This window comes from Mesorhizobium sp. M1169 (genome assembly GCF_040318345.1).
Lineage (GTDB): Bacteria > Pseudomonadota > Alphaproteobacteria > Rhizobiales > Rhizobiaceae > Mesorhizobium.
On record NZ_JAMYME010000025.1, the window covers coordinates 47,782 to 73,421 of the forward strand.

27 protein-coding genes and 3 pseudogenes are annotated in these 25,640 nt (G+C 64.3%); 13 read left to right on the forward strand and 17 right to left on the reverse strand.

Features of this window, described 5'->3' with window-relative positions; all coding sequences use genetic code 11:
* Positions 1-32: 32 nt before the first annotated feature.
* Positions 33-908: a sigma-70 family RNA polymerase sigma factor gene (locus NKH41_RS22230; RefSeq protein ID WP_352770565.1), complete on the reverse strand. Its 876-nt coding sequence runs from the start codon at positions 906-908 to the stop codon at positions 33-35.
* Between the two features lie 44 nt (positions 909-952).
* Entirely contained in the window at positions 953-1,264 is a 312-nt protein-coding gene (locus NKH41_RS22235) for a hypothetical protein (protein ID WP_352770562.1), read from the reverse strand.
* A 144-nt stretch (positions 1,265-1,408) separates the two neighbouring features.
* Here NKH41_RS22235 and NKH41_RS22240 point away from each other — a divergent pair, with 144 nt between their 5' ends.
* Together NKH41_RS22240 and NKH41_RS22245 are read left to right on the forward strand one after the other, a co-directional pair.
* Complete coding sequence (locus NKH41_RS22240; RefSeq protein ID WP_352770559.1) at positions 1,409-1,774, forward strand: VOC family protein; 366 nt, start codon at positions 1,409-1,411, stop codon at positions 1,772-1,774.
* Positions 1,775-2,004: 230 nt separating this feature from the next.
* A complete protein-coding gene (locus tag NKH41_RS22245) occupies positions 2,005-2,229 on the forward strand; it encodes a hypothetical protein (RefSeq protein ID WP_031213090.1) in 225 nt (74 codons plus the stop codon).
* A gap of 24 nt (positions 2,230-2,253) precedes the next feature.
* Here the strand turns inward: NKH41_RS22245 and NKH41_RS22255 are convergent.
* The 5 genes and pseudogenes from NKH41_RS22255 to NKH41_RS22275 all read right to left on the reverse strand — a co-directional run bounded on the left by NKH41_RS22255 (position 2,254) and on the right by NKH41_RS22275 (position 7,254).
* A pseudogene (locus NKH41_RS22255) lies at positions 2,254-3,514 on the reverse strand (MFS transporter).
* Positions 3,511-4,887, reverse strand: coding sequence for an FAD-dependent oxidoreductase (locus NKH41_RS22260; RefSeq protein ID WP_502895693.1), 1,377 nt, complete (start codon positions 4,885-4,887; stop codon positions 3,511-3,513). The pseudogene NKH41_RS22255 and the gene NKH41_RS22260 overlap by 4 nt, the downstream one beginning before the upstream one ends.
* Before the next feature lie 50 nt (positions 4,888-4,937).
* Complete coding sequence (locus tag NKH41_RS22265) at positions 4,938-5,270, reverse strand: ArsR/SmtB family transcription factor (RefSeq protein ID WP_352744163.1); 333 nt, start codon at positions 5,268-5,270, stop codon at positions 4,938-4,940.
* A gap of 69 nt (positions 5,271-5,339) precedes the next feature.
* A complete protein-coding gene (gene arsC, locus NKH41_RS22270; RefSeq protein WP_352770551.1) occupies positions 5,340-5,762 on the reverse strand; it encodes an arsenate reductase (glutaredoxin) in 423 nt (140 codons plus the stop codon).
* 868 nt (positions 5,763-6,630) lie between these two features.
* Entirely contained in the window at positions 6,631-7,254 is a 624-nt protein-coding gene (locus NKH41_RS22275; protein ID WP_352614374.1) for an NAD(P)H-dependent oxidoreductase, read from the reverse strand.
* Between the two features lie 283 nt (positions 7,255-7,537).
* Here NKH41_RS22275 and NKH41_RS22280 point away from each other — a divergent pair, with 283 nt between their 5' ends.
* Complete coding sequence (locus tag NKH41_RS22280; RefSeq protein WP_352770549.1) at positions 7,538-8,281, forward strand: SDR family oxidoreductase; 744 nt, start codon at positions 7,538-7,540, stop codon at positions 8,279-8,281.
* A 37-nt stretch (positions 8,282-8,318) separates the two neighbouring features.
* On the opposite strand, the gene NKH41_RS22285 is transcribed toward NKH41_RS22280, so the two are convergent.
* The gene (locus NKH41_RS22285; protein ID WP_352770547.1) at positions 8,319-8,909 is read right to left on the reverse strand and encodes a DUF922 domain-containing Zn-dependent protease; all 591 of its coding nucleotides are present in this window, start codon (positions 8,907-8,909) and stop codon (positions 8,319-8,321) included.
* A 115-nt stretch (positions 8,910-9,024) separates the two neighbouring features.
* Between NKH41_RS22285 and NKH41_RS22290 the strand changes: the two genes are divergently transcribed.
* The gene (locus NKH41_RS22290; RefSeq protein WP_352770545.1) at positions 9,025-9,789 is read left to right on the forward strand and encodes a pseudouridine synthase; all 765 of its coding nucleotides are present in this window, start codon (positions 9,025-9,027) and stop codon (positions 9,787-9,789) included.
* Positions 9,790-9,811: 22 nt separating this feature from the next.
* On the opposite strand, the gene NKH41_RS22295 is transcribed toward NKH41_RS22290, so the two are convergent.
* Complete coding sequence (locus NKH41_RS22295; protein ID WP_352501242.1) at positions 9,812-10,021, reverse strand: hypothetical protein; 210 nt, start codon at positions 10,019-10,021, stop codon at positions 9,812-9,814.
* On the reverse strand, positions 10,011-10,520 hold the full coding sequence (locus NKH41_RS22300; protein ID WP_352501243.1) for a hypothetical protein: 510 nt from the start codon (positions 10,518-10,520) through the stop codon (positions 10,011-10,013). The genes NKH41_RS22295 and NKH41_RS22300 overlap by 11 nt, the downstream gene beginning before the upstream one ends.
* A 134-nt stretch (positions 10,521-10,654) precedes the next feature.
* Here NKH41_RS22300 and NKH41_RS22305 point away from each other — a divergent pair.
* The 4 genes and pseudogenes from NKH41_RS22305 to NKH41_RS22320 all read left to right on the forward strand — a co-directional run.
* Positions 10,655-10,852, forward strand: a pseudogene (locus tag NKH41_RS22305) (pseudouridine synthase); the annotation flags it as partial.
* 145 nt (positions 10,853-10,997) lie between these two features.
* A complete protein-coding gene (locus NKH41_RS22310; RefSeq protein WP_023680350.1) occupies positions 10,998-11,345 on the forward strand; it encodes an antitoxin Xre/MbcA/ParS toxin-binding domain-containing protein in 348 nt (115 codons plus the stop codon).
* Entirely contained in the window at positions 11,346-11,936 is a 591-nt protein-coding gene (locus NKH41_RS22315) for an RES family NAD+ phosphorylase (protein WP_352770543.1), read from the forward strand. It abuts the gene before it with no gap.
* A 69-nt stretch (positions 11,937-12,005) separates the two neighbouring features.
* Entirely contained in the window at positions 12,006-12,293 is a 288-nt protein-coding gene (locus tag NKH41_RS22320) for a hypothetical protein (RefSeq protein WP_352494411.1), read from the forward strand.
* A gap of 74 nt (positions 12,294-12,367) precedes the next feature.
* Here NKH41_RS22320 and NKH41_RS22325 read toward each other — a convergent pair.
* A pseudogene (locus NKH41_RS22325) lies at positions 12,368-12,494 on the reverse strand (HAD family hydrolase); the annotation flags it as partial.
* Between the two features lie 88 nt (positions 12,495-12,582).
* Between NKH41_RS22325 and NKH41_RS22330 the strand changes: the two are divergent.
* On the forward strand, positions 12,583-13,974 hold the full coding sequence (locus NKH41_RS22330; RefSeq protein ID WP_352494412.1) for an NfeD family protein: 1,392 nt from the start codon (positions 12,583-12,585) through the stop codon (positions 13,972-13,974).
* Positions 13,971-14,741 (forward strand): slipin family protein, encoded by a 771-nt coding sequence (locus NKH41_RS22335; RefSeq protein WP_023680344.1) that lies wholly within the window; start codon positions 13,971-13,973, stop codon positions 14,739-14,741. Before NKH41_RS22330 ends, NKH41_RS22335 begins: the two co-directional genes overlap by 4 nt.
* 36 nt (positions 14,742-14,777) lie before the next feature.
* Here NKH41_RS22335 and NKH41_RS22340 read toward each other — a convergent pair whose 3' ends face one another.
* Positions 14,778-15,707 carry a LysR family transcriptional regulator gene (locus tag NKH41_RS22340; RefSeq protein ID WP_352770539.1) on the reverse strand — a complete coding sequence of 310 codons (930 nt, stop codon included), beginning with the start codon at positions 15,705-15,707 and terminating at the stop codon, positions 14,778-14,780.
* Positions 15,708-15,812: 105 nt separating this feature from the next.
* Here NKH41_RS22340 and NKH41_RS22345 point away from each other — a divergent pair, with 105 nt between their 5' ends.
* Positions 15,813-16,823 (forward strand): zinc-dependent alcohol dehydrogenase family protein, encoded by a 1,011-nt coding sequence (locus tag NKH41_RS22345; protein WP_352770537.1) that lies wholly within the window; start codon positions 15,813-15,815, stop codon positions 16,821-16,823.
* 347 nt (positions 16,824-17,170) lie between these two features.
* Here NKH41_RS22345 and NKH41_RS22350 read toward each other — a convergent pair whose 3' ends face one another.
* Genes NKH41_RS22350 through NKH41_RS22360 form a run of 3 tightly spaced genes read right to left on the reverse strand, consistent with a single transcriptional unit; the run spans position 17,171 to position 20,954 of the window.
* Positions 17,171-19,492, reverse strand: coding sequence for a xanthine dehydrogenase family protein molybdopterin-binding subunit (locus NKH41_RS22350; protein ID WP_352541191.1), 2,322 nt, complete (start codon positions 19,490-19,492; stop codon positions 17,171-17,173).
* Positions 19,489-20,472 carry an FAD binding domain-containing protein gene (locus NKH41_RS22355; RefSeq protein WP_352472180.1) on the reverse strand — a complete coding sequence of 328 codons (984 nt, stop codon included), beginning with the start codon at positions 20,470-20,472 and terminating at the stop codon, positions 19,489-19,491. The genes NKH41_RS22350 and NKH41_RS22355 overlap by 4 nt, the downstream gene beginning before the upstream one ends.
* On the reverse strand, positions 20,469-20,954 hold the full coding sequence (locus NKH41_RS22360; protein WP_352472181.1) for a (2Fe-2S)-binding protein: 486 nt from the start codon (positions 20,952-20,954) through the stop codon (positions 20,469-20,471). Before NKH41_RS22360 ends, NKH41_RS22355 begins: the two co-directional genes overlap by 4 nt.
* 716 nt (positions 20,955-21,670) lie before the next feature.
* Between NKH41_RS22360 and NKH41_RS22365 the strand changes: the two genes are divergently transcribed.
* Positions 21,671-22,303 carry a TetR/AcrR family transcriptional regulator gene (locus NKH41_RS22365; RefSeq protein ID WP_023677324.1) on the forward strand — a complete coding sequence of 211 codons (633 nt, stop codon included), beginning with the start codon at positions 21,671-21,673 and terminating at the stop codon, positions 22,301-22,303.
* A gap of 23 nt (positions 22,304-22,326) precedes the next feature.
* Here the strand turns inward: NKH41_RS22365 and NKH41_RS22370 are convergent, their stop codons facing one another.
* Positions 22,327-22,767: a lipid-binding SYLF domain-containing protein gene (locus tag NKH41_RS22370; RefSeq protein ID WP_352451439.1), complete on the reverse strand. Its 441-nt coding sequence runs from the start codon at positions 22,765-22,767 to the stop codon at positions 22,327-22,329.
* A 265-nt stretch (positions 22,768-23,032) separates the two neighbouring features.
* Here NKH41_RS22370 and NKH41_RS22375 point away from each other — a divergent pair, with 265 nt between their 5' ends.
* Positions 23,033-23,965: a hypothetical protein gene (locus NKH41_RS22375; protein ID WP_352472182.1), complete on the forward strand. Its 933-nt coding sequence runs from the start codon at positions 23,033-23,035 to the stop codon at positions 23,963-23,965.
* A 19-nt stretch (positions 23,966-23,984) separates the two neighbouring features.
* Here the strand turns inward: NKH41_RS22375 and NKH41_RS22380 are convergent, their stop codons facing one another.
* Positions 23,985-25,487, reverse strand: coding sequence for a serine hydrolase (locus tag NKH41_RS22380; RefSeq protein ID WP_352770705.1), 1,503 nt, complete (start codon positions 25,485-25,487; stop codon positions 23,985-23,987).
* Positions 25,488-25,640 lie beyond the last annotated feature (153 nt).

Below are 25,640 nucleotides of genomic sequence, written 5' to 3' on the forward strand. Positions count from 1 at the left end.
ATCGCCATTTCGCACCATTTCCAGCGCTCTCCTCACCCCTCCACGGCCCTGATCTCCGCGTCGACCAGGCACCAGGGCGCATAGCGGAAGTCGCGGATCTGGATGACCTGATCGTTCCGCCACTCGACCAGCATGAAGCCGCGCACCGCGCCGTCGGCCGCTTGCGGGTGGCGGATCAGGATCGCCGGCCTGTCGTCGACGAAGCCGAGCGACAATGTCCAGTCGCTGATACGGGCATAATTGCCGAAATAGGTCGACACCTCGGCCTTGCCGCGCAGGCGGACGCGGTTGACGACGTCGAGCCGCACGTCCTCGGCGATCAGTGCCCTGACCGCGTCGAAGTCGCGCGCGTTGAACAGGTCGACATAGCGCCGCAGCCGGCGCTCGTCATCGGCGTCGAGCCTCGGCGCAAGCGCCTGTTCGGGCTGCAGCGCCAGCAACTTGAGCTGCGCCCGCCCGCGATGCAGCGCGGCCTTGGTGGCGGCGAGCGTCGCGCCGGTGACTTCGCAGGTCTCATGCAGGCTGAGCCCGAGCACGTCGACCAGGATCACGGCGCTGCGCTGCGGCACCGAAAGCTGCATGAAGGAGCGCAGGCCGGTCTGGGCGGCGAGCCGGCTGTCGGCGCTGCCGGAGGGATCCTCGATCACGCTCATGTCGGCCTCGGTCATGCGCGACCTTTCCCGATTGCGCCGCCGCAGATGATCCTGCGCGGCATTGTGGGCTATGCGAAACAGCCATTGCTCGGGACGTTCGACGATCGCACCCCCGTCGATCGCCTGCAGCGCCTTGATCAGGACCTCCTGGACGATGTCCTCGCCGTCGATCACCGAGCCGGCCATACGCGCGCAGTAGCGATGCAGCCTTGGCCGCAACCCGACGAGCATCGCCTCCAAAGTCGCCCTGTTCATTTTCGGCGTAGCTTCCCATTTCTGCGCGAGCGGCATGGCGGGCGCTACCCGGCTTTCTGATCCGCCAGCATACGATAGTTGCCGATGACTTTGACAGGCGATCGCATTGCCGGGGTCGAACGGCGCTGGGCGTGGTTTTCCGCAAATGCCTTGAAGGCGGCAAGCCCGGTCAGCGCCGACGAATCGCCGTCCTGGCCGACGATGTGGACGAACGAGCCGTCGTCCAGCTCGAGCACAAGATAACGCACCGTCGGCGGTGCCGCCTCGCCCAGCGCTTCAAATACTTTTTCGACCAGCACGCGGTTATCTGCCAGGTCGGCTTGGTTCACACCGTACCGAATGAGCGCGTAGTTCATCACCGTCTCCTGACTGGTTGGTATGAACGAAGGACGACCGGCTGCGCTGAAAAGATTCTCATTGCCGAAGAATCTTTTCGGTTGCCCGTATCGTCTTTCCCGCGTGGGCGGCTGCGCGGCAGCCATCAAGCAGGAGAGACGATCATGCATATCCAGTTTGCCGAGCTTCCGGTGTTCGAGCAGGACCGCGCCAAGGCGTTCTACACCAGGCATCTCGCCTGCCAGGTCATGGCTGACCAGAAGATGGGCGATGGCGGCTGGCGCTGGATCGAGCTGGCATTTCCGCATGCCGTGACGAACCTGCATTTTGTCAGGCGCGCCGACGACGCACCCGGCGCGGAGCCGGTATTGGTGCTGGTCCACGAAAATGTCGGGGCAATGATCGCGGCCATGAAAGCGGGCGGCGTCGAGATCATCACCGAAGCGCATGAAGCGCCGTGGCAGCCGGGCCGCACGGTGGCGGAGTTTCGCGACAGCGAAGGCAACCGCATGGTCCTCGCCAGCCGCTAAGCCACCGGAGCCCTCTGTCCGGCGGGGCGTCGTACCTAAGTCCTACCTCCGGCCGGACCATCGGCCGTGCTTCCTACCTATTATTATTTCGTGACCGCTGCGCGCCGGAACCTTCCCTTGCATCGGGCGTTCGGGCGCTGTATCGCGATGCCTCATATTTAGGCAGGCGGAGGAAATACGAATAAGGGCGGGTGGCAAAACAAACATGGGCCGGGGAGGAGCATCTTACCATGTCGAACCGTAAAATCGGAATGTCCCACAGTTTGGGGCTGCGCGTCGCTGACCTCAAATCCAGAATGCAAAGTGCCCAGATTACCGAGCATGAGATCAAGACGTTTCAAAAGGTTGCCGCCATTATGGGCGGCGCCAAAGGCTCACTGCGCCTCGATGCGGACGATCTGATCGCCGCGTCCTTCCTTGTCGATCCCTTGGAAGATCTCCCGCTCTCCAGTTGAAGGCGCCGAACGCAGGGCCAAATCCTATCGGGTTTGAACCTGCGATTGCCGCCGGCGGAGCATCCGCCAGCCCAAGCCGCATGCGAGGATGACGTTGGCCAGCGCAAGGCCTGAAAGCGCGGCCAACGTCCCGTGCGGGCCGAAGCGATCCAGCAGCAATGCGCCGGCCGAGGGTGCCGCCGCCTGGGCGATCAGGCTCGGCATGGCGAGGCGGCCCATCAGCTTCGCGTAGCCGTTAGAGCCGAACAGCGCGAGCGGCAGCGTTCCCCGGGGCGATGGATTCGAGACCGATGCCCGCGCCGTAGAAACCGAGCGCCAGCGGGATGATCGGCATGCCGGCCCAGAGCGTCGAAACGCCGATCGCCACAAACGTAACCGAGGCAAACTTGGTGAAAATCGGATGGTGGTAGCGCGCGATCATCATCTCGATCGCGCGCGCCGCCACCTGGGACGGGCCGACCAGCGCGCCGAGCCCGACGGCAGCGGCCAGCGCCATGCCGCTGCCTTGCAGGATGGTGAGCAGATGCACCGACAGCGTCGAGGAGATCACCGCGGCAAGCGTAAGTGTCGCGGCCAGAACGATCATGATCGACAGATCGGGATTGCCTTCGCGGGCCGGTGTGGCCTCTTTCAATCCTGGCGCGACTGGCAATCCTGGCCCGACTGGCAATCCTGGCCCGACTGGCGGTTTCGGCGCCTCGCGGGGCAGGATCACCAGATAGAGCGGCAGCGCAATCACCAACTGAACAGCCGCGTACACCAGGCAGGTGCCGCGCCAGCCGACCTCGTGTAGCAGCAAGGCCGAGATCGGCCAGCAGATCGTGCTGGCAAAACCGCCGAACAGCGTCAGCGCGGTGATGGCGGAGCGCGCGCCATGGCCGTAGCGGCGGCCAAGCGTTGCGAAAGCGGCATCGTAGAGCCCCGCCCCCATGCCCAGGCCGACGATCAGCCAGGCCGCGATATAGGCCGCAAGATTAGGGGCAAGAGCCAGCCCGATCTGGCCGAGCCCGATGCATCCGGCGCTGAACGCCAGAACGTTGCGGCCGCCATGCCGCTCGATCGACGAGCCGACGCGCGGAGAGATCAATCCTGCCGTGAGCAAGCCGAGAGACAGGCCGCCGACAACCCATGCCAGCGGCCAGCCGGTATCGGAGGAGACTGCCGGCGCGATGACCGCGGGAAGATAGTAGGAAGACCCCCACGCCATGATCTGCGTCAGGCCAAGCGCGGTGATGATCGCGCCGCGGCTGCGCACGATGGCCGGCGAAGGCGGCGAAAGACTCATGCCGCGACGCTGCAGCCACAGCCGCCTTTGCCGATCGCCTTTGCTTCGGCATCGGCGACACAGCAGGCGCTCGAAGCCGCCGGCGCCGGACCGCCGCAGCACCCCTTGTCGGCCACGCCGATCCGCGGCACGGTGCAGACGCCGGTCTCGGGCAGCACGAGCTGGACATTGTCGGCCGCCACCATGTCTCCGGCGATCGCCGCCGCGACCGAGCGGACCTGCTCATACCCGGTCAGCAGCAGGAAGGTCGGTGCGCGGCCATAGCTCTTGATGCCGACTGTGTAGAACCCTTGCTCTGGATGGCTGAGCTCACGGTGGCCGTGCGGCGGCACGTCGCCGCAGGAGTGCTCGTTGGGATCGATCAACGGTCCCAGTGCCTTGACGCTTTCCAGCCATGGATCGAGCTCGAGCCGAAGCTCACGGGTCAGCGACAGATCCGGGCGTTGCCCGGTCGCGGCGATGATGCGGTCGACCGGGCCAAGCGCCTGCAAACCGTCCCTGGTCTGGCCTTCGACGACCAGCCGGCCGTTGGCATCGCGGATCGAAACAGCCGCAAAGCCCGTCACCAGCCTGACGCCGCCGCTCCCGGCGAGTTCGCGCACTTCGGCGCCGAGTTCGCCGCGTGCCGGCAATTGGTCGGCATCACCGCCACCGTAGATGCGCACCAGGTCGGTGCCGCGCGTTGTCCAGATGAAAGCGGTGCCGGCCTCCACATTTGCCAGCCTGGCGAGATCCAGCACCGCATTGGCGGCCGAATGGCCGGAGCCGGCGACCAGCGTCGTCTTCCCCGCATAAAGGCTGCGGTCGCGGCCGAGAATATCGGGGATGCCGTAGCCGATGCGGTCGGCAAATTCGGCCTCGCCTTCTGCAGGAATTCCGCCGGCGCCGAGCGGGTTCGGCATCTGCCAGGTTCCCGAAGCATCGATGACGGCACGTGCGCTGTCGCGTCTTGTACTATCGGCAGTCTCGACCGCCAGCATGAACGGCCGGTTCTCGCGTCCCTTGCTCAGCACCTTGTCGGCGCCCCAGCGCGAAATGCCGACGACCCGGGCGCCGGTTTCGATCGACGGCGACAATTGCGGAAGTTTTGCAAGCGGCCCGAGATAATCCGCGACGAGATCATCCGCGGTCGGGAATGCCTCGGGCTCAGGCATCCGCCAGCCATGCGCCTCGAGCAGGTTTCTGGCCGCCTGATCGACACAATAGCGCCAGGGCGTGAACACACGGACATGGCCCCAATCCCTGAGGTTGGATGCAACCGCATTGCCGGCTTCGTAGACTTTGACAGGAATGCCTTGCGCGATGAGGTGGACCGCTGCCGCCAGGCCGACTGGCCCGGCGCCAATCACTGCAACGGGGAGTTTTTCGATCATCTCCATGTCTTCCATCCTTCCGGTAATTTCGAATTATAGTGGCAAAAAAATCATGCCGCCGTCTTGGCCGTCGCTTCCGCCGATGCCGGCGCACAGGTGGCGTCGGCGCAGCATTCGTCCGCGAGGTATCCGATGAGCCCGTTCATGGCGGGATAGTTGGCCCGGCAGATCAGCGTGGTCGCCTGGCGCTCCTGTGTCACCAGGCCGGTGTCGACCAGCCGCTTGAGGTGATGCGACAGCGTCGAGGCAGCGATGCCCAATCTGTCCTGGATACGCCCGACCGGCAGCCCCTCATCGCCCGCCCGCACCAGCGTCCGATAGAGCTGCAACCGCGTCGGGCTGCCGAGGGCTTCAAGTTGCGATGCTGCTTTTTCGAGTTTCATGGAAATAAGCTATTTCCAGAATCGCTGCACGTCAAGAGAATTTCGACAAAGATCGAAATAAGACGATATCTAGCCGACGCGCTTGCCGCTGGCGTCGATGACGACCTCGCCGTCCTCCTTGGTGAACGGGCCGATATCCGGATTGGGCAGGATATCGAGCACGGCTTCGGAGGGTCGGGCGAGCATGGTGCCGAGCGGCGTCACCACGATCGGCCGGTTGATCAGGATCGGATGCGCCAGCATGAAATCGAGGATCTCGTCATCGCTCCACTTCGGATCGCCCAGGCCAAGTTCGGCATAGGGCGTGCCCTTTTCGCGCAGCAATTGGCGCGGCGTCATGCCCATCGCTGCGATCAGCTCGACGAGCTTTTCGCGCGACGGCGGATTTTTCAGATATTCGACCACCTCAGGCTCCTCGCCGGACTGCCTGATGATGGCCAGCGCGTTTCGCGAAGTGCCGCAATCGGGGTTGTGATAGATGGTGATGGTCATTGCGCAGCTTTCATCTGTCCGGCTGGTTTCGGTTGGGCGAGCAGCCACCCTGCCAATGTCATGGCGAGCAATCGCTTTAGACCTAAATTTGAATCAGCCCCTTACTTCACGGGTTTGCGCCGCCCCATGCCTGCTTGCTGGCGTCGTTGTAGACGGAGCGAGGGACCCTCGCCTTCGACAATTTCGCAAAGCGCCAACGTTGCAAGCATAGCGCCAGCGTTGCGGCCGGGTCTATCTCTCCGTTTATGGTCAGGGCTATCGCAGATGGAAAGCGGAGGCTTTCGCTCTACGAAGGACCCCCACCCCTAACCCTCCCCACAAGGGGGAGGGAGACTTCCGTCGGCGCCGACCTCGGCAAATTGCCTGCTTTTCGGCGCCAAGGGGAAGTAAAGGCACGCGGCAGCGTTCCCTCCCCCTTGTGGGGAGGGGTTAGGGGTGGGGGTCCCTTCTTCGTAAGAATCCACATGCGATTTGCCCTGCCCCTGCGGGAGATGCCAAGTGGGGCGAAGGAATACGAGTTTGCAATCGTTCTGAGCAGCGACCTCGGACGAGCAGGAATTCGGATTTTCTATCGCCACGGCGTATTTTGTTCTTGCTTTGTGCCGGCAGCTATGCTACTAATTTGGGTGTGGTGCTAATTGGCTCCCAACGACCCGCCTCCGAGGCGGGTTTTTCGTTTCAGGCGTTGCAGCGTTCGGTAGGTGGGTCCGTCAAGTCCATATTCGATTGCCCTGCCGTTTACGGGGAGAAACGCCCGGCAGGGCCAGAGGGGGGCGCCTACTTCGATAATTGGCCGTCTCCAACACCAACCTGGCGCTATCGCCCGTCCAAAGCGATTGCCCGCGCCGGCGACGGCCCACCCGGCTGATCAGCCAGGCACCGTGGCGGCAACGGCATCAGCGCGGCCAAGACCGGCAACCGCTTTCCTGACCCGCTGCAGATGTGCCTGGCGTCCGGCGGCCGAGACGCTGTCCATCCGGTAGAGCGCCAGGAATTTGGTCCGGCACAGCGGATGGCAGACGGAGCGGAAGCCGCGCAGCAGGGTCCGCCGGCCGGGCTGTCCCATGATCCACGACATCAGCGGCGTGGCGCCACATGTGGTCATTGCCATCACCCGGCGTATGTGCCGCAATTTGGGCCGCGGGCCGCGTCGTGCCGTCGGCATCTCGAAAGCGAAGCCCGGCACCAGCACACGCTCCAGCCAGCCTTTCAGCATCGCCGGCAGGCCATACCACCAGGTCGGATAGATGAAGACGACCGCCTCCGCCCAGAGCAGCTCCTGCGCATGTTCGTGCACCGGTTGCAGGTTCGCCGCCTTGTCGTGGTAACCGCGCCATTCCTGCGTGCGCATGACCGGATCGAAGCCGGTCGCATAGAGGTCGAGCAGGTGGACCTGGTGACCGCTTTCGGCAAGCGTCTCCAGCACCGTGTCGCGCACCGCGCCGCTGAAGCTGTCGGCGCAGGGATGGCAATGGACGACGAGGACCTTCATCTGGCGCTCAGACCTGTCGGTCGCGAGAGGATCGCGGGGGTGCATGCAAGCGTCGCATGCAAACAAGCCACCCGCAGACGTAGTCGATCAGCTGTTTTCATGCGAAGCCCCGCAGCCCCCATATCAAGACGCAACACCTCCGGTCGCGTCAAGGCCCGTTCGTGCGCAGACGTGGGCTTGCTGGGGCCAAAACCCTAACGGTGGATTCGGTTTTTCGATCAGCATTGTTCCAGAAAGCCGGCGCCCTAGCTTCACGGCGGGTCCAAAGCGTCAGGAGAAAAAGATGCAGACAGGAAAACTGAGCGGCAAGATCGCCTTGGTGACTGGCGCCTCTTCCGGCATCGGCGAGGCCACCGCCCTGGCGCTGGCGGCCGAGGGCGCCACGCTGGCGATTGCCGCGCGGCGCGCCGAGCGGCTGGACGATCTGGCGAAGCGGATCCGTGAGACCGGCAGCGCGGCGCTGCCGATTGCCGTCGACGTCGCCGACGAAGCGCAAGCCACGGCGATGGTCGAACGGGTCGCGCGTGAATACGGCCGGCTCGACATTCTGCTTGCCGTTGCCGGCGTCGGCGTCGCGGCGCCGTTCCGCAACACGACGCCGGAAGAATACCGCCGGATGGTCGACGTCAACATCCTGGGCCTGCTTTATCCGATTCATGCGGCACTGCCGTCGATGCAGCGGCAAGGCGCCGGCCACATCGTCGTGGTCTCGTCCGGCACCGGCCGTTACATCCACCCTTCGGTGGTCTATTCCGGCACCAAGCACGCGGTGAGCGCGATGGCGGAATCGCTGCGCCGCGAGATCGGCAAGGACGGCATCCGCGTCACCTGCATCGAGCCTGGCGCCGTCAAGACCGAGTTCACCCAGAATATGCGCGCCGATGTGCGCCAGGCGGTCGAGCAAAGGCTGGGCGACATGGAGCAGCTGGAAAGCGAGGACATCGCCGCCGCCATCCTGTATGCGGTGAGCCAGCCGCCACGGGTCAACGTCAATATCCTGACGCTCTATCCGACCGAGCAGGCGTGAGGCCGCAAAGGTGGTGCCCTGCGCCGCCCCCGCAGCGTCATCCGCCGGTCATCAGCGTGAACACAAGCTGCCGCAGCTTGCCGCCCGGGCCGAATTCGACCCGGTCGAAATCGCGGCTCGCCTGCCGTTGTGCCTGCGAGATTCCGGCGAGCCGTCTCGTCACTTCGGTCCTGATCTTGCTGCAGCCGCGGTCATCGGCGACGGTCAGGCCGATGGTGGCCGCCTCGATCTTGTGCACCATGTCGACGATGCTGGCGCCGTGCACCTTCTCGTGGGCGGCGAGGCCGGCTGCGAAAACCTCCCAGTTCTTCTGGATTGCGCCCGGCAGCCGCGCGGCCGGCTTCGGCAAGGTGTAGGTGATGATCAGCTTCGGCTGCGCCGACACCAGCACGCAGGCGTCGCCTTGCGGCTGGTAGTCCCTCACCCAGGTCAGCTTGAAATTGGTATGCGCGATGACGCGGCGTTCGCCGAGCAGCGGTCCGCGCCCGCCGATCGAGGCATAGAGCTCCGGGCCGGATTGCCCTGAGATGGCATAGGTCTCGACCTTTTCGACTGCCTGCCAGCCGGCATGCGCCGGCGATGTCGGCAACAAGGCGAGCAGCAGGCAAAGGCGAATGGCTGTTTTCATGCAAGTCCTCGCAGCCGCTGCGCACGACGCAAACGATATGCAGTTCCCTTCCGTGGACATAGCCGGCGGCCGGCTATAGTGGGATGCTCGTATACAAGAATCCACAGGCAACATCATGTCGCCGCGACCGAACATTGCCCGGCAACGCCCTGCCCGCGGGGCCCAGCCTCCCGGCGTCAGCCTCTGTCGCGCGCTGTCGAAGCTTGGCCTGTGCTCGCGCAAGCAGGCCGAGCTTCTGGTTTCCGAGGGGCGCGTGCGGGTCGCCGGCAAGATCGTGCGCAACGGCGCGATTCGCGTCGATCCAGGCCGCGATCGCATCGAGGTCGACGGCCGCCGCGTCGCCGCCGAGCGCAAGGTCTATCTGATGCTCAACAAGCCGCGCGGGCTGGTCACCACCCGTGACGACCCGCAGGACCGCGGCACCGTCTATGATTGCCTGGCAGGCCTCGACCTGCCTTTCGTCTCGCCCGTCGGCCGCCTCGACAAGGCCAGCGAAGGCCTGCTGTTGATGACCAACGACACGCGCTTCGCGCAGCGCCTGCTCGATCCCGCCTCGCATGTCGCCAAGACCTATCACGTGCAGATCGGCGCGCTGCCCGACGAGGCCATGCTGGCGCGGTTGCGCGCCGGCGCGACCGTCGACGGAGAATTGCTGGCGGCCCGCTCGATCGAGTTGCTGCGCGGCGGCACCAGCACCGCCTGGCTGGAAATCGTGCTCGACGAGGGCCGCAACCGCCATATCCGCCGGCTGCTCGCCGCCCATGATATCGAGGTGCTGCGCCTGGTGCGGATCGCGATCGGATCTCTGCAACTCGGCGACCTTGCCAAAGGCAAGGCACGCCATCTGAGCGCGGAAGAGCAGGCGCTGCTTCAGGCCTGAACTGCTGGCGGCGACTCGACAGTCAGGCAGCTGCCCGCCAAAGCTGTTCCCTGTCGGATACAGCATCAATTGCCCGCAAGAGAACTGACACCGCGGTGTCCAGGCTGCTTTCCTCGGCCTCCAACTCGACAAGCCCTGTCCAGGGATCGAGATCAGCAGGATCACGCTCTATGTTCGCGACCAACGTCTCGCGTGATTCAAATCGAAATGTGAGGGGTTCATCAATCTTCATTGTCGGAAGAAGCCTTGGCTTTGCCGCACTGGGCCAGCACCTTGCCGATGGCGGCGGATGAGCCGGCAAGCGGAAAGCTGTTCTCGCCATATTTGCCCGAGGCGACCGTGACCTCGCCCTTGGAGCGCAGCAGGGCCAACAGCGGGTCGGTGCTGCTCAATTCCACGGTGAAGGTGTTGTACATTTCTTCGAGTTGAAGCGTCTTGGTCACCGCTTTGCCGCCGGCCTTGAACGCGAACGAAGCGATGCCGGGTTCCAGTTGCGGACCGCTGTCGCCCAAATCATAGCTCAGCGTCGGCTTGCCGAAACAGGCCAGCGTCAGCTGGGCGCCGCCATTCGATCCGCCGCAGACCGACGCCATCAGCACTTTGCCGCCCTCCTCTTCCTCCAGTTTCGCCGTCCAGCCGCACGGCGCGGCAAACGCCGGCTGCGCCGCTTGCAGGACGACCTGAGCGGCGACGCAACCCGCCACGACGAATTTCGCCAATCCGCTTCGCATGATCTTCCCTTCCCAAGCCATCGAACCATCGTCGGCCACGTGGCATCAAGGACTATACAAAACAAATTGTCCCGTGGCATTACCGGCGACAGGGCGCTGTAGCAATTCAGGCGATTGATTTTCGATCGAGTGGAAGCGGCACCAGCACCGCCTGGCTGGAGATCGTGCCCGACGAGGGCCGCAACCGCCACATCCGCCGGCTGCTTGGCGCCTACGATATCGAGGTGCTGCGCCTGGTGCGGGTGGCGATCGGCCAATTGCAGCTCGGCGAGCTTGCCAAAGGCAAGGCACGCCATCTGAGCGCGGAAGAGCTGGCGCTACTTCAGGCCTGAAGTGCTGGCTCCAGGGCCTTCGCACCGAACGGGTGATTGACATTAACATTTCTGTTTCATATTTTCCTTTTATGAAACCGAAATGCGACAGCGCAATTGAAGGGCTGGTCCGACGCGAAGTGGCTCGGCAGCCGGAGAGAAAAGCATGAGCACGGCGTTGCGGGCGGTCCCCAGGTTCCTGGACGAATTGGGTACGTTTGGCGGCCTCAAGGGAACCGATATTGCAAACATCACCGACGTGTCCAAGGCCACGGTTTCGAGGTGGAAGGCCGGCGACATCAAGCCCCAGCCGCGCAGCGAGCTCATTCTGTCGGACCTGCACTATATCGTCGGCCGACTGCAGGAATTCTACGAGCCAAGCGATATCCGCACCTGGCTTTACGCTCGCCACCCGCAATTGAACGGTGAAAGGGCGATAGATCTCATTCACGACGACCGCGCCCTCGACGTGCTCAAAGTCATCGACCGGCTTGAGAACGAGGTCTTTCTGTAATTGGCGATCGCCGGGCGGATGAGACGAGACAGTCGGCTCATCGATGCTATCGAGGAAATGGTTCCGGTCGAATACTCCGGGACGGTTTGGCGTGTGGTGCGCCAGGGCCGCAGCCCGATCCAGTGCTCGAGCTCCGGCGGCCGTTGGGACGATGGAACGTTCGACGTGCTCTACACCTCGCAAGAGCGCGAAGGTGCCTTGAGCGAGATGAGATTCCACCTGACGCGGGGGCAGCCAGTGATCCCTTCGCGCGTCAGATACAATCTCTTCGAGATCGATCTTGCTTTGGACCGGACGCTCAGACTGCTCGACCTGGCAGCCTTGCAGACCCTTGGCCTCGACACCGCGCGCTACGGGCAGCTTTCGTATCAGGAAAAGCACGCCGAATATCCGAGGTCGCAAGACATCGGCGAGGCCGCGCATTTCCTCGATTATGACGGCCTGATCGTGCCCAGCGCGCGACATGACTGCCTGAACGTCGTCGCGTTTTGTGATCGGCTGCCGGCCGGAGCGATGACGATCAGAACCGATCACGGGGAAATTGCCTGGGCTAGCGGCGGCCCCGCTGCCGTCCATCCCCCGCACGGGTGATGCGGCCAGCGGAAATGGCGCGCAAACATTGCCTCCAAGTGCAGAGGTCTAACGCGCAAGGGAGGATCCATGCGTATGCTCCGACTGATACCGACGCTGCTGGCGCTGCTGGCCGTCATGCCATTGAACGCTGAAGCGACCACGAAGAAGTACCCTAAGGGCCACGGCACGAATTGCGCCGAGAAGGACCAGGCGTGCCAGAAGAAATGCCAGGCTGTGCCGATCGACTACAACAGCGTCAAATCCATCCAGGGGCGCAACGAATGTCTGAATAATTGCACCATCGGCTACGATCAGTGTCTCGGGGCACCCGCCCGTATCCAGGAACAGACAATCCAGGAGGACGCCGCGCAATAGAAGCCCGCCAGAGATGGCTCCAATGCGCAAAACATAGGTGTGATCGAATGACGGCGACAGCCCGCCGGTCGCCTTCATGTGCGGCCGCCGACTTCGTCGACATGGCGCAGCATGTCGTCGGGATTTTCATAGACGCGGAACGTGCCCGATTGGCGGAGCTTCTACGGTGCCGTAGCCGCCGCTGAGCAGGCCGACATCCAGCAGGACCGTGCGATGCGTCACCCGCCGCGCGCCGCGTCATGGATTTCGGCAAAATCCAGCCCATATTCCTAGATGTGGAGCTTTGAGCGTGAAACTCGCGCGTGCGGTCCTGCTTGCCGCGGCTTTCGTGGCTGTTGCGGCCGTTTGTCCCTCTTCAGCAACCGGAGAGGCGGACGGCCGGGAGAAAATTGTGTTGCGCGTCGAGATAGACGGCGCCATCGGTCCGGCGAGTGCCAGGCAGCTCGAGGAAGCGCTGGCGGTGGCCGCGGACCGAAATGCCCAGGCTCTCATCCTGCAGATGGATACGCCCGGCGGGCTGGTCACCAGCATGCGCGAGATGATCGCCGGCATTCTCGCCTCGCCGGTTCCCGTCATCGGCTATGTCGCGCCGGCCGGCGGGCATGCGGCGAGCGCCGGAACCTACATCCTCTACGCCGCCCATCTGGCGGCGATGGCGCCCGGCACCAATCTGGGCGCGGCAACGCCGATCGAGATGGGCGGGCCGCTGCCATCGTTTCCCGGCGGCAAGAACGATGGCCCGGAGGCGGACAAGGACAAGAAGAACGCACCCGCGGGCGATGCGATGATCGCCAAGGCGACGAACGATGCCGTTGCCCTGATCCGCAGCCTGGCTGAATTGCGCGGGCGCAATGCGGAATGGGGAGAAAAGGCCGTGCGCGAGGCGGCCAGCCTGTCGGCCGGCGCGGCGCTGCAGCAGCATGTCATCGACTTCGTCGCCCGCGACACCACCGAACTGCTTCAACTGGCCGACGGCCGGACCGTCGAGATCGCCGGCAAAAAAGAGGCATTGGCGACGAAGGGGCTGCCGGTCGAAACGCTCGAGCCAGGCTGGCTCATCCGGCTTCTCGCCGTCATCACGGACCCGAATATTGCCGTCATCCTGATGCTGGTCGGCGTCTATGGCCTCGTCTTCGAATTCACGAGCCCGGGCGCGGTCGCGCCCGGCGTGATCGGCACGATTTGCCTTCTGCTCGGACTCTATGCGCTCAATCTCCTGCCGATCAGCTATGCCGGCCTTGCCTTGATGCTGCTTGGCATCATCTTCCTGGTCGTCGAAGCCTTGAACCCGACTGTGGTCCTTGGGCTGGGAGGCGTGGCTGCGTTTCTGCTGGGCGCAGCCATGCTGCTCAGGATCGAGGGGCCCGGCTTCGAGATGTCGTGGGCCGTTATCGGCACCGCCGCCGTCCTGACGCTCGGCCTGGCGCTGTTGACCGGCAGCTATCTGTGGGCGGCCCGCAAGAACGTTCCGCGTGTTGGCGCACAGGCCATGCAAGGGCTGCCGGCGGAGGTCCTCGACTGGCAGGGCAGCGAGGGCCACGTGCTCGCCCGGGGCGAGCGCTGGCGGGCAAAAGCCGACGAACCGCTTGCAGTGGGCGACAGCGTCGAGGTGGCCGATGTCAGGGATCTCGTGCTGACGATACGGCGCCGCAATGTGAGAAGCGATGGAGCAAGGCAATGATCATCGGTTATGTGGCCTATCTGGCAGCAGCGCTCGTCGTGGTCATGTTCCTGTCCGCGGCCATTCGCATCCTGCGGGAATATGAGCGCGGCGTGGTCTTCACGCTCGGCCGCTTCACCGGAGTCAAGGGCCCCGGCCTTATCATCCTCATCCCTTTCGTGCAGCAGATGGTGAAGGTCGACCTGCGAGTGGTGGTCCAGGACGTCCCGCCGCAGGACGTGATCTCGCGCGACAACGTCTCGGTGAAGGTCAACGCGGTGCTGTATTTTCGTATCGTCGACGCCGAGCGGGCGGTGATCCAGGTTGAAGACTTCATGACCGCCACCAACCAGCTGGCACAGACCACGTTGCGCTCGGTGCTCGGCAAGCATGAGCTCGACGAAATGCTGGCCGAACGTGACAAGCTCAACAGCGATATCCAGGAGATTCTCGACCAGCGCACCGATGCCTGGGGCATCAAGGTCTCCGATGTCGAGATCAAGCATGTCGACCTCAACGAGAACATGGTCCGCGCCATCGCCAAGCAGGCCGAGGCGGAACGGCTGCGGCGTGCGAAAGTGATCAATGCCGACGGCGAACAGCAGGCGGCGGCAAAGCTCGTCGAGGCCGGCAAGATGCTGGCCGAAGCACCGCAGGCCATGCAGCTACGCTATTTCGAGGCTCTCCATGACATCGCCGGTGAACGCTCGTCGACGGTCGTGTTTCCGGTGCCGATGGATCTGCTCGGTCATTTCATCAAGCAGGGTGGTGGAGGCGGAGGCGGCTGAGCGCGTGATCTCCCCCCTCGAGGGGGATCAGCACCCTCACCTCCGCCACGGCGGGACCGGCGCAAAGCGTTTGCCGATCCAGTCGGCGAAGGCACGTGTCTTGGCGGCTTGCCCCTTGGCCGAAGGCATGACGACATAGACGGCGCCCTCGTCGGCAAGCGTCCAGTCCTCCAGCACTGGCACCAGCCGGCCGTCGGCGAGCTCGCGTCCGACCAGCCAATCCGTGCTCATCATCAGCCCGACGCCCTGCACGGCGGCTTCGACCAGTACCTCGGCATCGTCGGTGACCAGCGGCCCGGAGACCTCGATACTGACGCGCCGGCCCGAACTGTCGGTCATCTCCCAGGCCGGAAAGGTCTGGAAACCCGAGAAGCCCAGGCAGCTGTGTTCCAGCAGCGCCTCCGGCGCAGTCGGCGTGCCCCGGCGGGCGAGGTAGGACGGCGCGGCGCACAGCAGCCGCCGCCGTGTCGCGACCTTGCGCGCCACCAGCCGCGAATCCTCCAGCGCGCCGAGACGCACGGCGACATCGAAATTCTCGGCGACGAGATCGACGAAACGGTTGGAGAACTCGGCCTCGATACGGACTTCGGGAAATTCGGTGAGAAACTGCGGCAGCAGCGGGCCGATCCACATGCGCCCGAACGAGCCGGGCAGCGCCAGCCGCAGCACGCCGCGCGGCCCGCCGCCGGCATGCGCCGACGCGACAGCCTCGGCCTCGTCGACCGCAGCCAGGATGGTGCGGACGCGGACGAGAAATTCCGAACCCGCCTCGGTCAGCGACACGCTTCGTGTCGTCCGGTGCAGCAGGCGCACGCCCAACCGCTCTTCCAGCGAGGCAAGGCGCCGCGACAGCATCGTCGCGTCGCGGCCGATGCGAGCAGCCGCCTTGGTGAAGGAGCGTGCTTCGGCGATTGCCGCGAAGGCGGCCATTTCGACCAATGCTGCCGGTTCGTGCGATTGCTGCATCAGGCGCAGAGCTCAAATGTAAAAGCCAAGGATTATATACCAATAGCGCAGCAGCTAGTTTCACTCAATCCCGGCCCGTCAATCGGCCATCAACCGGAGTGAGACATGAAAGCGATCGAACTGACTGCCCCGAGACTGGACGCGTTTCGCGCGGCCACCGTTCCCACGCCTGAACCGCAGCGCGGCGAAGTGCTGATCCGCCTGCGCGCCGCAAGCCTCAATTTTGTCGATGTCGCGATAGCGAGCGGCAACTATCCAGGTCCGAGCTTTCCGCTCATTCCCGTCGTCGACGGCGCCGGAGAGATCGTCGGCATCGGCGAGGGCGTGTCGAGGCTCGCCATCAACGACCGCGTCATCGCCCATGCAAAACCGCGCTGGATCGGCGGCCGTCCGCGGCCTTATGAGACCAGAGAGATGCGCGGGCTGACACTGCCCGGCTCGCTCGCCGAATACGTCGCGCTGCCGGCCAATGCCGTCGTGCCGATGCCGGCGCATCTGTCCTTCGAAGCGGCAGCGACGCTGCCGATCGCCGGCACCACCGCGTGGAATGCGCTTCGCGCCGCCGATGCCGGGCCGGGGTCGGTCGTCGTCCTGCTCGGTACCGGCGGTGTCTCGATCCTGACCCTGCAGCTGGCCAAGGCAGCCGGCGCCACGGTCATCATCACCTCGTCGTCTGACGAAAAGCTGGCGCGCGCCAAGGCCTTGGGTGCGGACCATCTCATTAATTATCGTGAGACGCCGGACTGGGACGCCAAGGTGCTCGAGTTGACCGACGGGCTCGGCGCCGACCTGATCGTCGAAACCGCCGGCGCGGCTACCTTCGCCCGCTCCATCAATGCCGCGGCGCCCGGCGGCACGGTGTTCGCCATCGGCTTCGTCACCGGCGCCGAGGCCACCACGAACCTGCTGCCGATCATCATCAAGGCACTCAAGGTTGTGGGCAACAACACCGGTTCGGTATCCGACCTGCGCGACGCGGCGCGGGCCATCGGCGCCGCCCGTATCGATCCGGTCATCGACACTGTCTACAGCCAGCACCAGGCGACCGAGGCCTACGCCCACATGGCAGCCGGCGGCCGGCATTTCGGCAAGCTCGCGTTCAGTCTGTCGTGGTGAGCCTGAAAAAGGCAAAGCGTTGAAGCTGCCGATCTCCCCTCTGGCGGCAGGGCTATCGCAGATGGAAAGCCGAGGCTTTCGCTCTACGACGTACCCCCACCCCTAGCCCCTCCCCACAAGGGGGAGGGAGACTTTCGTTGGCGCTGACCTCGGCAAATTGCCTGCCTTTCGGCGCCAAAAGGGAAAGTAAGGGCGGGCGGCAGCGTTCCCTCCCCCTTGTGGGGAGGGTTAGGGTGGGGGTCCATCTTCGTAAGAATCCAAATGCGATTGCCCTGCCTCTGGCGGGGAGATCGGTCGTCACCTCGGCTTTCGCCAATCGCCAACGCGCCGACAGTCCCAACCTCCGCCTAAATCAGCTTCTCCAGCGTGATCGGCAGATCCCGCACCCTTTTCCCGGTGGCGTGGAATACCGCGTTGGCGATCGCCGGCGCCACGCCGACGATGCCCAGCTCGCCGACCCCCTTGCCGCCCAGCACCGAGGAATGCGGATCGGGAATACCGACCGAGATCACCTCGATGTCGGGAATGTCGGCATTGGTGGCGATGAGATAGTCGGCGAGATTGTTGTTGACGATGCGCCCATGCCGGCGGTCGACGATGCCCTCCTCGAGCAGCGCCTGGCCGATGCCCATGATGATGCCGCCCTTCCATTGGCTTTCGGCGAGCTTGGGATTGTAGAGCCGGCCCGAATCCAGCGCCGACACCACGCGGGAAACGCGAACCGTGCCAAAGTCCTCGTCGACGCGGACTTCGATGAAATGCGCGCACCAGCTGTGGCGGGAATAGTCGCCCTCGGTGTGTGGCAGCGCCATGGCTATGGTGGTGTAGTTCTTGTAGCGGTCCTCGACCGTCGAATTGGCCGGCATGGTGTCGCCCTTCGCCTCGATATGCTCGCGCCCGACGCTGCTGAGCAGTTCGGCGATCGAAACCTCAGGGCCGTTGCCGCGCGGCGAGGCGATGCGGCCATTGGCGACGACGAGCGTGTTGGCCTGCAGCGCATGGAACGGCGAAGCCGGATCGCTGATGGCGAGCCCGATCAGCTGGTCGAGCGCGGCACTCGCCGCCTTGTGGACGGCGCCGGTCATCACCCCGGCCAGCCGCGAACCGCCGGTGACGCCGGCACGGGCATAGCGGGAATCGCCAAGCTTGACGACGACGTTTTCCGCCGGCACGCCCACCACCTCGGCGGCGGTCTGCGCCAGGATCGTGTAGGTGCCCTGCCCCATGTCGATCGATGAGCTTTCGACCTCGACCGAGCCGTCGGCGAGAATACGCACGACCGCCTCGCCATAGGCGCGCCGCACCGGATAGGTACCTGCCGCGACACCCCAGCCGATCAGCTGGTTGCCGTCGCGCATCGAACGCGGCCGGGGGTTCCGCTTCGACCAGCCAAAGGCTTCGGCGCCGGCCGCAAAGGCCTCACGCAGCTGCCGTGTCGACCACGGCTTCTTCGCATGCGGGTCCTGCTCGGCATAGTTCCTGAGCCGGATTTCCAGCGGATCGATACCGACCTCATAGGCGAGCTCGTCGATGGCGCTTTCGATGCCGAAGGCGCTCGGGTTCTCGCCCGGCGCGCGCAATGCCCCCGGCACCACCGTGTTGACCCGCACGACGTTCTGCCGCGACGAGAAATTCGGCGTCGCGTACATGACCGAGGTGACCGAGCCGAGCGGCTCGACCCACATGCCGTCGACCGAGGTCTCGTTGACGCCGCGATGCACGATCGACTGGATCTGGCCCTCCGCGTTGGCGCCGAGCGCCACGGTCTGGCGCGTCGCCGCCCGTCCGCCATAGGCGGTGAAGGTCTGCGGCCTGGTGACCGCCAGCTTCACCGGCCGTCCCAGCATTTTCGCGGCGACTGCCGCTACAGCGCCGTAGCCATAGGCAAACGCCTTGGAGCCGAAGCCGCCGCCAATATAGGGCGAGACCAGTCGTACATTCTCGAACGGCACGCCGAACCATTCGGCATAGGTCCGCGCCATGCCGTCGAGCCATTGGCTCGGCTCCCAGACCGTCAACTGGTCGCCCTGCCACTTTGCGATCAGGCCATGCGGCTCCATCGGCGCCTGGTATTCGCGCGGCGTGTTGTAGGCGTTGCAGATCCTGACCGGAGCCGAGGCGAACGCTGTCTCCGCTTCGCCCCATTCCTTGGTCATCGCATCGACGGGGATGCCGTCGCCGGCCTTTGGATCGCTGAGGTCGACGATCGCCGGCGCCTCGTCATAGGCGATCTTGACCAGCGCCGCGGCGGCGACCGCCTGCTCGAAACTCTCGGCCACCACCGCCGCGACATGCTGGCCGCTGAAGGTGATGTCGCGCGCCAGCGGGCAATAGGCGACGTCCGGCGGCGGCGTGCCCAGCCAGTCCGTTGCGGTTCTCAGCGGCAGGATATTGTCGGGCGTCAGCACCAGCAGCACGCCGGGCGACGCCTTGGCCGCGGCCGTGTCGATCGAACGCACCCGGCCGGCGGCAATGGTGCTCTCGACCAGCACCGCATGGGTAAGCCCCTCGAGCTGCTGCTCGACGGCGTATTTGGCGGCACCGGTGATCTTGGCCGGGCCGTCGACGCGCGACAGCCGACCGCCGACCTGATCGGCGAGGACGGCACCGTCCGAAGCGTCGCCGCGTTTGGCATCGCCGGGTCTTGTTCTCAACTCGTGAACGGTCATGCCGTTTCTCCCATTTTGAGGATGGCGCGGGCGACGACGCGCGGCGCCAGTTCGATCTTGTAGTGGTTGGCGCCACGGTCGACGGCGCCCTCGACGGCGAGCAGGCTGGCTTGCCTGACGACCTCCGGCTCGAGCACTTTGCCTTTCAGCGCCTCTTCGACGGCAAGGGCGCGCCATGGCTTGGTGGCGACGCCGCCAAGCGCGACGCGCAGATCGCGGATCGTCCTTCCGTCGGCCTCGAATTCGATGCCGACCGCGGCACTTGCCGCGGCGAATTCATAGGACTGGCGGTCGCGGACCTTGAGATAGGTCGAGCGGCGGGCGGCCGCCGAAGCGGGAATGCCGATCGCGGTGATCATCTCGCCGGACTCAATCGCATGCTCCCTTTCGGGCGTGCTGCCCGGCAACAGGAAAAAATCATCGACGGCGATCTGACGGTCGCCGAGATGGACAATCGCGTCGAAGGCGACGAGTGCAACCGCCAGGTCGCCGGGATAGGTGGCGACGCAGGCCTCGCTGGTGCCGAGCACGGCATGGCCGCGGGTGACGCCGCCAATCGCCGAGCAGCCGCTGCCGGGCGAGCGCTTGTTGCAGGCGGGGAAATTCGCCGGATCGCGGAAATAGGGGCAGCGTGTACGCTGCATCAGATTGCCGCCGATCGTCGCCATGTTGCGCAGCTGCGCCGATGCCGCCTGCCACAGCGCCTCCGAAACGGCAGGGAACCGGCTCTTGATACCGGCATGGTCGGCGACGGTGCTCATCCTGGCCAGCGCCCCGATCGTGGCGCCCCGGTCATCAACGGCAATCGTGTCCAGTCCCTTGAGATGGGTGATGTCGACCACGGTCTCGGGTTCGGCAACGCCGCATTTCGCGAGATCGACAAGCGTCGTGCCGCCGGCGAGAAGCATGACGCCGGGAAGTGCTGCTGCCTCACGGGCTGCATCGACGGAGCCGGCGCGGAGATACGAAAAGTCTCTCATGACGCGGCCTCCATGGCCGCCTGGCGCACGGCGGCGACGATATGCGGATAGGCGCCGCAGCGGCAGAGATTGCCGGCCATGTATTCGCGGATCTCCTCATTCGAGCCGGCATGGCCTTCGCGAATGCAGGCGACCGCCGACATGATCTGGCCCGGCGTGCAATAGCCGCACTGGAAGGCATCCTGTTCGAGGAAGGCGGCCTGCACCGCATGCAGCGTGCCATCCTCCCCGGCAAGCCCTTCGATGGTGGTGATGTCCCTGCTTTCAGCCTGAGTGGCAAGCGTCAGGCAGGCCAGCACGCGCTGGCCGTCGATATGAACGGTGCAGGCGCCGCACTGGCCCTGGTCGCAGCCCTTCTTGGTGCCGGTCAGCCCGAGATGGTCGCGCAAGGCGTCGAGCAGGGTAACGCGCGGTTCGACCTCCAGCTCATGTCGATGTCCGTTGATTCGAAGTTGGATTGGAGTTCGGGTTTTGCTTGTCATGGGGCGTCTGGCTCCAGTTGCTTGACGCGGGAGGGGATGATCTGGTGCCCGGCCGGCGAGCGGCAAGGTCAGCTTATGGCTAGGTGAAGGCTATCTTCCTCTTGGGGGAAGTGCCCGGCAGGGCAGAGGGGGTCGGTTCGACTTGGCGCGAGCTCCGGGAGGGCTGCGGCTTGGGAGGTCGAAAGACGTGACATACCCGATCCCGTGATTACATGAGAAAGGCGCTCCACAATCGGAGGCGCCTCCGCTTATTACCTAAGGGCCTGCTCCGTCCTGTTCAAGCCCAGGATCGAAAATGATCAAAATTGGAGGAAATTGGCAGGCAGCCGGCCGTCGTGCCTGGAGACAAAAAAGCACCACCGGCCCAAGCCGGTGGTGCTCTCTGAACTGTCTGTAGGGGCAGGACAGTCCAATGATCCTGAGGGGATCGTGCTCAACATGGGCTCATTTTTGCCCCACGGCATCGGCCGAACAGATGACGAGTGCCGGCCGCGAGGAAATATCCTCCGTCGTCATCCTCCGGACGTCATCCACGGGCCGTGCACTGGAGGCGGGCAAGATGCCTCGCCTGCCGGAACGCCGGCCCAGACCCGATCCTGTGATTATATTTACTTGCGATTATATTTGTCGGAGACGTAACGAAGGTGGAAGCGTCTGCGTTCTTGAAACGGGGCCTGCCTATCCGGGTATGCTTCGGATCAGCACTGGAGAAAAAATTGGCCGCGGAGCCGCCCGTCATTTCTGGAGACAAAACCGAAGCCGCCGTTGCAAAGCCGCTGCGCGCCGACGCGCAGCGCAACCGCGATGCTCTGGTCGAGGTCGCGGCAAAAGCCTTTGCCGCGCAAGGCGTCGATGCCTCGCTGGAGGAGATTGCGCGCCAGGCCGGCGTCGGCATCGGCACGCTCTACCGGCATTTCCCAACCCGCGAGCACCTGGTCGAGGTGGTTTATCGGCGCGAAGTGGAAGGACTGTGCCAGGCGGCCGACGAACTCGCCCGCGATCATGCGCCCGACATGGCGCTCGAACAATGGATGCAGCGCTTCGTCGACTACATCGCCACCAAGCGCGGGCTGTCGACAAGCCTGCGCATCCTGCTCACGACCAACTCAACCCTGTTCTCCGACGTTTCCGGCAGGGTGACGCTCGCCTTGCGGCGGCTGATCGATGCTGCGGTCGCCGACGGCTCGATCCGCGGCGATGTCGATGCCTCCGACGTGCTGCATGCGCTGGGCGGCATCTATTCGGCCCCGGACACCAAGGACTGGCGCGATCGCTCGCGCCGATTGGTGTCGCTGCTGATGGATGGGCTGCGGTTTGGAGCGGCCAAATCCGGCCCATCCAAGGAATAACGAATGCAGTGACTGTCCTTATTTCATTTCAGCGAGATGCTCATACCGCTGAGATCGGCATTGACTTGCAGGCCTACCTGCCTGCCCGTGAGTTCGAGTTGGGCACCCTTGTCATTGGTCATGACGATCACCTGGGCTCCTTTGCCGAGCGCGCCGCCACCGCCCGCTGCACCGTACACCCCCGTCACATCCCGGGCGCGGCGTATGTGGCGCACGGTACCTTTGAAATAGGTCTTGGAGGCGCCGAAGGCGAGGCCGCCCGAGATGCCGCCGACCGAGATCGGATATCGGCGACCATGGAAGGTCAGTGTGCCCTCGCCTCCGGAGCCGCCGATAAAGAAGGCCGCCTTGTAGACGGCGAAGCGGATCGTACCGCTGTCGGCATGCGCGACGCTGGCAAAGCTAACTGCCGCCGCAGCGATGACGGCAACTGCGACTGAACGAAATCTGGACGAAATCTTCATGATGAGAACTCCTCAAGATCGCCGCATGCCCAGCCGGCCGGGCACGTCGGCGTCGTATCAAAGTCATAGCTGAACAGTCTCGCCGGTCATTGGTTCCAAGCACGCGGCCTGAATCCGGCTGCGAGAAGACCGCCACGAAACGAGGCGGATGGCGAGCGTAGTCCTGGCTGTAAGAACAGTGGCCGAATGGTGGGGATGATCGTAGGTGTTGAGGCGGAATGGTATTAGTCTGCGCTGTCTGGGGTTTCGGGAGCGCGGCAAAGCAATGGACTTCAACTCACGACATGGCTACCTGCTGATCGGTGGCCTGATCCTGGTCGGCGCCGGGCTCCTGGTCGTTTCGCTGATCGTCAATCTTCGCGTGGCGCACAGTGTGCGTGACGACGTACGCCATCGTGAAAAGCTGCTGGAATATTATCGCAATATCTTTTCGCAGCTGGGCGTGATCCTGATCGGGATTGGCGTGTCCCTGTTCATCTTCTTTTTTCAGCAGAATTATCAGGACCAGCGCAAACGCGAAACGGAGCTCCAGCAGGTTCTCGCCAAACTGGCAGCGCGTGTTGCCCGCGGCAGCGCTGTCGTGGAGGCCCTCGGCGAATTCGACGCGCTGCTGGATGATGGCGGTGCCTATGTCAGTCCGGAACACGGCGGTGACAACGCCGCTGTCAGCGCCCACGGAACGGGGCTTGCCAAGCAGGTTTCCCAGATCCTTCTGGTCGAGCGCGACGTCGATGTTCAGGGGTTCGATATTCTCAATCTGTCACGCGATTTCGAAGCATCGTTCGTCGTCAACGAGCTCAACCCAATGCTTTGGTTCAACATCGTCCGGAACGAGAGCGACATCAAATATGCCACTACCCAGATCGCCCTGGATTACAAGGACCTGCAGGATGCGATCGGCGGCGAGCCGATCGAGGTTGCGATTGCCAATCCCGAAAAGGAGCGGAAGATCAAGCAGGAGGTGCTCGACGTCTTTTATGATGCCGATCTGCTGCGCCAGCGCAGCAGGCGGTTTCTCGGCCGCGCGTGCTGGCTTTTCAGCACGGGGCGCGGCTTCGTCAAGCTTGCACCGGCCAATGAAATCGAAGCCGATGCCAGATCGCACCAGGAATGGATCGACCGGTCGAAAGGCTTCCTGACGCAGTTGAAGTCGGGAAGCGGCAATTGCTTCAAATTGCTTCAGTTCGGCCCGGCATAGGCTCCCTCACCGCCGGTGGCTAATCCCCCACGCGCCGCAGCGTGCCGAGATGATTGTCGTTGAGAAAATCAACGGTCATGGCCGACGCCTTGCCGTCGGGGCCGAGGGCAAAGCTGACAGCCGAAGGCCTGTCCGGCATCTCGGCATCGGGGAAGGTCACGAAGAGGTCGCGGTTGAAATGCTTCAGTGGATAAGACCGCGCACCGGCAGGCCCGACCTTAAGGACAAGAGCGTCTCCTTCGCCCGACACAATAGCTTCGCCGAAGAAGTCGTTGAAGTAACGGCCTGCATAGGCACTGGCCGGCTCGGCCGGACTTGCTGGAGAGGGCGGCGCGGCATAGGTGGCCTTGGCCGCCGCAATCACCGGGCCGAACATGCTCGCATAGATATCATTCCATGCCTTTATCTTATCCTTGCCCAGGGTTCCGTCGAAGACGAGATCGGCGAAGCTGTCGGACAGCCCGTCCGGCACGCCTGTCGGAAAGGCGTTGGCGATGACGACGATGCCAAGCTTCTCCTCGGGGAAGAGCATCACCAGACTGCGTGCGCCGGTGCTGAAGGCGCCCGCATGACCCCAGATCAGCCCGTGCCGGCCGAATTCGATATTCCAGCCGAGGCCGTAGAAGGCCTCGCCTCCGGAGACGGGGTTCTTGCCGCGAACCATCAAGGGAATATGTGTCTGTTCCAGCGCATCGGCGGCAATGAGTCTCTTGCCGGCATAGACCCCGTTGCCGAGCACAAGGCGCATCCATTGCGAGAGGTCGCGTGCGGTGGAGCTGACGCCGCCTGCTGGCGCCTGCGCATCCGGATAGCGCTGGACCTTCGCGATCCAGGCGCCATCGATTTTGGCGTGGAGCTCGGCGCGGTTGGCGTGCTTGATGAAGTCCGAATGACGGGAGCTGGTCGAGGCCATTCCAAGCGGACGGTAGAGCTTCTCTTCGGCGACCTCTTCCCATGATTTACCCGTCGGCTTCGCGGCCGCGACCGCACCCTCGGTCAGTCCGAAATTGCTGTAGGAATAGCCCGCACGAAAGCTCGATGACGGCGACGCGAACCGCAGCCGGCGCAGGATCTCCGCGCGGTCATAGCCGATGTCCTCGAGGTCGTCGCCGGCGGTGCCGGGAAGCCCGCTGCGGTGCGCAAACAGGTCGCGGACCGTGAGTTCGCTGGTCGGATAGGGCTGAGCGAGCCGGAAAGCCGGATCGAGGTCGGCGATCTTGGAATCCCACGAAGCGATCCCGTCGCTGACCAGCGCCGCCACGACGGTGGCGGAGACCGGCTTGGAGAGCGAGGCAATCTGGAAGACCGTGTCAGCATCGACGATCTCCGGTTTTCCGGCTTCGCGATGCCCGAACCCCTTGAGGAAGATCACCTCGTCGCCGTGCACGACGCCGATGGCCAGACCGGGCACGCTACCATCCGCGACGACGCCTTCGGCAAGCAATTCGAGCTTCGCAATGGCCGCGGCGACCCGGTCGGGCGTAATGGTGTCGGCCGACGCCGCCTTCGGCGAAAGCACCATGATTGCGATGACGGCCAACCTCCAACGGAGGTGGTTCCGGTTTGTGAATAGCCGCACGCTCAGCCCCCTCCGCCTCACCGGCGTGCACTATTGCAGCCTGACGCAGGGGAGGCCAGCCCCAAGGATCGCTTCCATCGACGGATGTTCGCTTCG